The 6615-nt window shown below is 60.4% G+C and carries 6 protein-coding genes; 3 read left to right on the plus strand and 3 right to left on the minus strand.

The window, feature by feature from the left end; genetic code table 11:
- The first annotated feature begins 6 nt into the window (after nucleotides 1-6).
- Nucleotides 7-762, plus strand: a complete 756-nt coding sequence (locus tag L6639_RS36935) for an SDR family NAD(P)-dependent oxidoreductase (RefSeq protein WP_237866416.1) — start codon at nucleotides 7-9, stop codon at nucleotides 760-762.
- A gap of 1759 nt (nucleotides 763-2521) precedes the next feature.
- Here L6639_RS36935 and L6639_RS36945 read toward each other — a convergent pair.
- Together L6639_RS36945 and L6639_RS36950 are read right to left on the minus strand one after the other, a co-directional pair.
- Nucleotides 2522-3139, minus strand: a complete 618-nt coding sequence (locus L6639_RS36945) for a response regulator transcription factor (RefSeq protein ID WP_237866418.1) — start codon at nucleotides 3137-3139, stop codon at nucleotides 2522-2524.
- Between the two features lie 8 nt (nucleotides 3140-3147).
- Nucleotides 3148-4854 carry a PAS domain-containing sensor histidine kinase gene (locus tag L6639_RS36950; RefSeq protein WP_237866419.1) on the minus strand — a complete coding sequence of 569 codons (1707 nt, stop codon included), beginning with the start codon at nucleotides 4852-4854 and terminating at the stop codon, nucleotides 3148-3150.
- A gap of 443 nt (nucleotides 4855-5297) precedes the next feature.
- On the opposite strand from L6639_RS36950, the gene L6639_RS36955 reads away from it, so the two are divergent.
- Together L6639_RS36955 and L6639_RS36960 are read left to right on the plus strand one after the other, a co-directional pair.
- Nucleotides 5298-6068: a site-specific integrase gene (locus tag L6639_RS36955; protein ID WP_237866420.1), complete on the plus strand. Its 771-nt coding sequence runs from the start codon at nucleotides 5298-5300 to the stop codon at nucleotides 6066-6068.
- A gap of 8 nt (nucleotides 6069-6076) precedes the next feature.
- A complete protein-coding gene (locus L6639_RS36960) occupies nucleotides 6077-6376 on the plus strand; it encodes a site-specific integrase (RefSeq protein ID WP_237866421.1) in 300 nt (99 codons plus the stop codon).
- 102 nt (nucleotides 6377-6478) lie between these two features.
- Here L6639_RS36960 and L6639_RS43580 read toward each other — a convergent pair.
- The coding region (locus L6639_RS43580) for a lipocalin-like domain-containing protein (RefSeq protein WP_377819123.1) at nucleotides 6479-6615 on the minus strand (137 nt) is incomplete at its 5' end.

Consider the following 6615-nt stretch of genomic DNA (forward strand, 5'->3'; position numbering starts at 1 on the left):
GTAAAAATGGATCTGGGATTGAAGGGGAAGAGCGCGCTCGTCACCGGCGGCAGCAAGGGCATCGGGCTTGCGATCGCCGAGCTGTTTGCGGCCGAGGGTGCCAACGTCGCGATCTGCGCGCGCAATGCCGACGAGGTTGGCAACGTCGTGAAGAGCCTCTCGGCGGGAGGCGTCAAATCGTGGGGCAAGGCGATCGATGTCGCCGATCCGGTCGCGTTGAAGGGCTGGATTGACGGAGCCGCGGCCGAGCTCGGCGGCATTGATACCATGGTCTGCAACGTCAGCGCGCTGGCGGTCGGCGACACGCCAGAGACCTGGGAGAAGTCATTCCGCACCGACATGATGCATACCGTTAATTCGGTCGCGGCCGCGGTGCCTTATCTGGAAAAGTCGAAATCGGCTTCGATCATCATCGTCTCGAGCGTATCGGGTTTCGAGGTCGATTTCGCCGCCGGCTCGTACGGCGCCTTCAAGGCGGCCCTGATCCACTATGCCAAGGGTCTCAGCAATCAGCTGATCGCCAAGGGCATCCGCGTCAACGCCGTGTCGCCGGGCAACACCTATTTCGAAGGCGGCATCTGGCAGAATATCGAGCGCGGCATGCCTGATCTCTATAAGACGGCGATGTCGCTCAACCCGACAGGACGCATGGGTACGGCGCAGGAAGTTGCTGCCGGCGTCGTCTTCCTCGCGAGCCCGGTCGCGAGCCGCATCTCGGGCACGAACCTCATCATCGATGGGGCGCTCACAAAGGCTGTCTAGCCAGACGTTCGTGGAAAGTGGTTGTTGTAACTCGCGTCGGGACCGCGACGATGTCGAGGCGCATGCCCGGGAACGAAAAGATCATGCGGATTTGAGTCGCGCTGGCTATCGAGGGCGCCAAATTGAATGCTGGACTCCTTCTTCTGCGATCTTTGTAGGGGCGAAGGCCGTTGTGAGTGGCGACGCGCATAATACGGCGCGCCATAAGAACCACTCGCAGGCCGCCTTTTTGGACGAGGCAACCTGGACGAAGGCCCAGGCCGGCAGCTCTTGGCGCAATTTCGGGGAACTCCATCGCGTTTGATCATCCGCGTCAATCACGCGATCAACTGGCCGTGATGAAGCATTTCGGGTTCCAAGCCGACGTCGGTCAAGGCAGCTCGCCACATCACTTTCTAGCCGATGCGCGTAACCGGCCCAGCAGTTCGATCCGGACCTTCCTCACGACGCGCGCCCACAAAGTTATCGAATAGAGCGACTGCCGGAGTTGGCCCTGACCTTACTGAGCTGACCTACCGTCAGCTTTTGATGCTGTGGACGGCTCGTCCACCGGCCTCGATTTCTGGAGAGGGTTTCCGTGGTTCAGCTCGCGCATGATTCCGATACGCGCGAACATGGTCGGGCCGCTTTAGTCGACGACCAGAAGCAGGGCTTCTAGGCAGCCTGCCATTCCGGCCGATCGTGATCGCGTTTCGGCAGCGCAGCGATCTATTCGTCGGTCGTCGCGCAGTGTCACAAGGTTGCGGCCATCTGGCAGCGGGATCGGCTCGTCGAATGTCCGCGACCAGGTCATCGTCCTAGCCGCCGGCCCTGGGGTCTTAAGGGATTGGTGGAAGGGCCGGCGGCATTGGACGCAAAGCCTTGGGGGGCCCATTTGCGCCAGGCAATAGTATTTGGTTGGTCACACCCAGCAACCGAAATTTTGAGCCGGTCAAAAGAACGGCCCTGAGCGCGAGCAGTACAGGGGGACCGGATGGCCTGGGAGGTGTCGGACGGCGAACGCACAATTTATGTTGTGAAAGGAAACGTTGTCATAGAGAAGCGCTAAGGCCCCACTTCGGTGTGGCAGCCTAGGAACACTGTTCCCAGAATGCTGTTTTTATAACCAGCATTTGCCGAGCGGCCAGAGAGGGAGGCGCTGTTGCGGTGAATGTCAGGGCCCGGTTCCCCTCGCCGGGTCCGTCTCAGTTGTCGGATCCGCCTCCAGCCACCGCAAGCGCCTCTTCCGGGCATGACTGGTCTGGCCGACAATGTCCGCTACACTGCGTCGCTTCTTGTCGCCACGCATCGTCACCACGACGCGACAATGCTTCAGCATCAAGCGCACGACACTCACCAATCCCTCCCGCTGGTTTCCGGAGCGAAAGTTGACGGTCGTCATGGTGGCCGCGCGCGTGACCTCCGTTAAAATCGGCTTTGATCGGTAGCGTGTTCCACCGTGCCACTCGTAGCAATGGAGCAGCTTCATGCGTAAACGGCGCCGACGTGTGCAGCACTCCCAGCCACTGGAACAACGCCTCACCCAAGAGGCGCACGATCTGCGCGAGGCCGCGAATGCGCTTCCACTGTGCGCCGAGCGCGAGGCACTGCTTCGCAAAGCTAGGCAGAACGAGACAGCCTCCCATATCGCGGAGTGGCTTTCTTCGCCCGGTCTAAGGGCGCCGGCCTAAATGCGCAGCTATGCATCGTCCGAGTTTGGTGACCGGCGAGGCAGATTGTCGCGCGGACTTGATGGCCATCATTAGTTTCGCATATCCGCTCACGTCGGCTCAGCAAACTTCGCGAGGACCCAAAGCCGGACAGCCTCGGCGAACTGATGTACGCCCAATCGGTCCATCATACGTGAGCGGTGAACCTCGACCGTGCGCACACTGATACCAAGACCGAAGGCAATGACCTTGTTTGGCTGCCCGGCCACGAGCGCCTCAAGCACCTGGCGCTCGCGCGGACTGAGCGTATTGATCAACGCCGCCGCCGCAGCAATATCATCGGCTCGGCCTGTCGCCGCGCTAGTCTTCAGCGCGGACTCAATCGCCGCTAACAAGGCATCGTCGCTGTAGGGCTTTTCAATGAAGTCCACAGCTCCCGCCTTCATTGCTCGGACCGCGGTCTGCACGTCGCCTTGAGCCGTCACCACGATGACCGGCAAGTCCGGGTTTATCAGCCGAAGGCGGGCATGAACCTCGAAGCCATCCATCTGCGGCATGCGGAGATCTAGCAGGACGCAGCCCCTGACCAAGCTGCCCGCGACGTCGAGGAACGATTTTGGTGTTGCATATGACACCACCTGGAAACCGACCGCATCCAGCAGCCGCTCCAACGATCGGCGGATCGCCGGGTCGTCGTCAATAACGTAAATCAACCGTTCGGCGGCCATCGATGCACTCATCGTTCCAGCGAGACGGGCAGCGTCACACGAAAGATTACTCCGCCGCCGCTATTGGGCTCATAGCCCAGCTTTCCGCGATGGGCCTCGACGATCGAGCGGCAGATCGAGAGCCCCAGTCCCATGCCATCGATTTTTGTGGTGTGGAATGGCTCGAAGAGGTGTTCGACAATATTGTCCGGTAGGCCCGGGCCACGATCTGCTACAGCGATCTCTATCGACTTGTCATCAAGGCGCGCCGTGACCACCTCCAACTCGGGCCACTCGCTCTGCGCCATGGCGTCGTGCGCATTGCGTATCAGATTGAGCATGACCTGCTGCAGTTGAATTCGGTTTACAAACACCGCATCGGCGCGTGGATCGAAGCTCAGCCGGACCTTCACACGGCTCGGTCCGGTTCCCGCCGAGGCAAGCTCACTGGCTTCACGGATCAGATCAGGCAGGCTTTCGATTCGCATTTCCGTCTCGCCGCGCGTAACGAACTCTCGCAGCCGCCGAATAATCTCGCCGGCGCGGAGCGCCTGCTCGCCGGCTTCGCTAAGGACATCGCGTATAGTGTCGACCCTGTACGGCGCGCCGTTTGCCATCATCCGGCGTCCAGCGTTGAGCAAATTGGTGAACGCTGTCAGCGGCTGGTTCAATTCATGTGCCAACGCACCCGCCATCTGACCCGCTGCGCTGAGCCGCGATGCATGATGGAGCTCCGCTTGTAGCTTCTGCGCGCGGACATCCGCGCGCGTGCGCTCTTCAGCTTCGAGCGTCAGTTGCTCGAGCGCTTCCGCCAATTCCGATGTCCGTTCCGTCACTCGCTGCCCTAACGACTCGTTGAGGCGTCGAAGATCACCCTCGAGCTTTTTCTGAGGCCTCAGATCGCGGCTGACGGTCGCCATGTTCGCAGGACGGCCCGTGCGCGGGTCGTCGATGCGGAACCAATCGACCAGGAAGGGAACGATTTCTCCAGTTTTGAAGTGGCGAAGGTTCAGCTCGCCAAGCCAGCGTCCGGTTCCCATCACCATTGGAAGCGCCTCGCGGTGCGCCCGAGTCCGCTCATCGGGAGCCATGAAATCGAAGATGCTAAGCCCCTGCACGTCCTCAATGCCTGAAAGCCCGAGGAGTTCGAAGGCCGCCTTGTTGAGATATTGCGGCGTGCCGTCCAGATGGGCGAAACCAACGAACTCGGACGACCGCTCAATCACGCTCGCCAGACGTCGTTGCTCCGCCTCAGCGTGCCAGCGTTGGATAGCGAGCGTTGCGTGGTTCGCCGCAATTCCGAGAAGGAGCCGGTCCGTCTCGCTTGGAAATTGCGGATTGACGGAACCTGCGACGATCCCGGCGTCGCCGCCAAAGCCCATCGGCGCCGCCACGATTCGTAACGTTCCCTTCCCGAGTGGGTTGTCGATCGCGGATATCTGGTCGCGCCTTCCGCGCGACGCACCGCGGAGGATGCGTTCAATGTGACCAGACGATCCGATGGATACCGCTTGGCTCGTGCGCATCACGTCGGCCACCGGTTCGTCGCGCAGCCCGGGCACAGTCACGTAAATGACGTCGGCATTGAGCATCGAAAGCAAGGCGGCCGCCGCGCTGTCGGCAATCTGCCGCGAATTGTAGTCTTTCCAGATTGTCGGCAGCGTCGAAAGCGCGACGAGATCGCGGATACAGCGCCTGAGCTCCTTCGGCTCGGAAATCTCATCGACCCAAGGCATGTCGCCTGACCCAATCCACAACGCAAATCGGATCTTCAGTGCTTGTCACCGACGCCGAAGCAAAACTTCAGAAATTCACTTTTGCATGGTCGGTTGGCGATCGACCACCCGCGGTCGCGATGCTTTATGGGTTCGCACCGGCCAGAGTTGCATCCGCGTCCTGGGACGGAACCATACACCATCCACCGTGGACATCAACGGCACGCCGGAAAAGATACGGCAGACCGACCGCGAACGTGCCAAAGTGCATCAGTGTCGGAGGATCATGAACTGGTCGCCATCTGCGTGAGGTTTGATGCGAAAACCGAACCGAGCTTGCCGCCAATTTGTCCTGCGCCCAAGCCCGTCAGCCTTGGTCCAGGAAATTTCATATCTGACCCGATTGTCTCGAGCGGGTCGAGCCTGAATTCGGATTGCCTAGCGATCTCGAGCGGACCTCGCGGATGTATTCCGACGGCGAGGACCAATTCGAGCAGCGTTTGATGAGCGCTTCTCCAGCGCGGTCTGGACCCTCTTCGGCTTCTTCTCCCCATGCCAAGGCGCAGCACATCCGATGTCGCGCACACGCGGGGAACGAAAAAACCCAGCGGCAGGTCCGTTCACTTGTCGCGACGTTCGTCGAAATGATCGGCGAGGACCATGTTCGAGCCCTCGCCCAGGGCCGCATTGCCGAGTATCGCTCGCTTCTGCTCGCTCTTCCGCGAAGCTACGGCAAGGGCCAGCGTGACCGCGCCACGCCGCTTTCCGAATGGCTGGAACGCGCCAAGAAATTGCCTGCACACGAGGTCGGGCGCGAGTCGGGTACGGTCAATCGACATCTTACGCAGCTTCAGGAGGTGTTAGTCTACATCGAGGCTTGCGGGCACAAGATTCCAGAGTTCTCCGGCGTTTCGAAGCTGCTGTCGAAGAAGAAGGGTCGCGCCCGCGACGAACGGAATCCTTTCTCTCCAGAAGACCTGACCTCGATCTTTCGACAGCCGCCGTGGACGGGATGCGAAAGCCTCAAGAAGCGGATGGTCCCGGGCGAGGTGATCTATCACGACGCTCTATCTATCGTGCCTTATCTTGCGAGATACACGTTGGCACGTCGCGAGGAACTCTGCGGCCTCGATGTCGATGATGTGTTGGAGGAGAGTGGGATCCCCTCATTTTCGTTCGTCCAAACGAACACCGGACGCTCAAGAATCCGCAGTCCACGCGAAGAATACCCCTGATCGGCGAAGTGGTCCGTCTCGGGCTTCTTCGCTACAGGGCGGAAATCAAATCGCTCGGACATAAACTGCTGTTCCCGGAGCTCCGCGCCGCAAGTGATCGCACGCCGTTGGGCGACGTCTTTTATGGCGACTGGATCAAAGTTCAAAATGTGGCTGTCGCCAACGCTGCTGAAGAGAAAAAGACTTTCCATTCGTTCAGGAAAGTCGGTGGTGCCGATCTGAAGGACGGCGGGGTCCCCTCCGAACTTCGAGCGGACATTCTTGGCCACTTCCGGACGGGGCTCTCCGGATCGTGGCACGGGGCGTGAAGGAAGATCCGGCGCCTGCGGCTTAAAGTTCTGCACTAGCCGCGGGACGGGTGGACCGGGGGCGTCGCCGCATGTCTACGGCCCGATTGCCCACTTGTCGGATCACTTCGCTCTTTTCCAGATCACGTCGACTACGTCTCCCGCAGGAGGACGAACAGTCAGCGTCAGTTGATCTCCCGCAACCGCGACGAAGCGCTTCTGTTGCGTGCCATTCCAGTTGGGAAACGAACTGCCTTCGA

The sequence above is a fragment of the Bradyrhizobium zhengyangense genome (assembly GCF_022012555.1).
GTDB classification, from domain to species: domain Bacteria; phylum Pseudomonadota; class Alphaproteobacteria; order Rhizobiales; family Xanthobacteraceae; genus Bradyrhizobium; species Bradyrhizobium zhengyangense.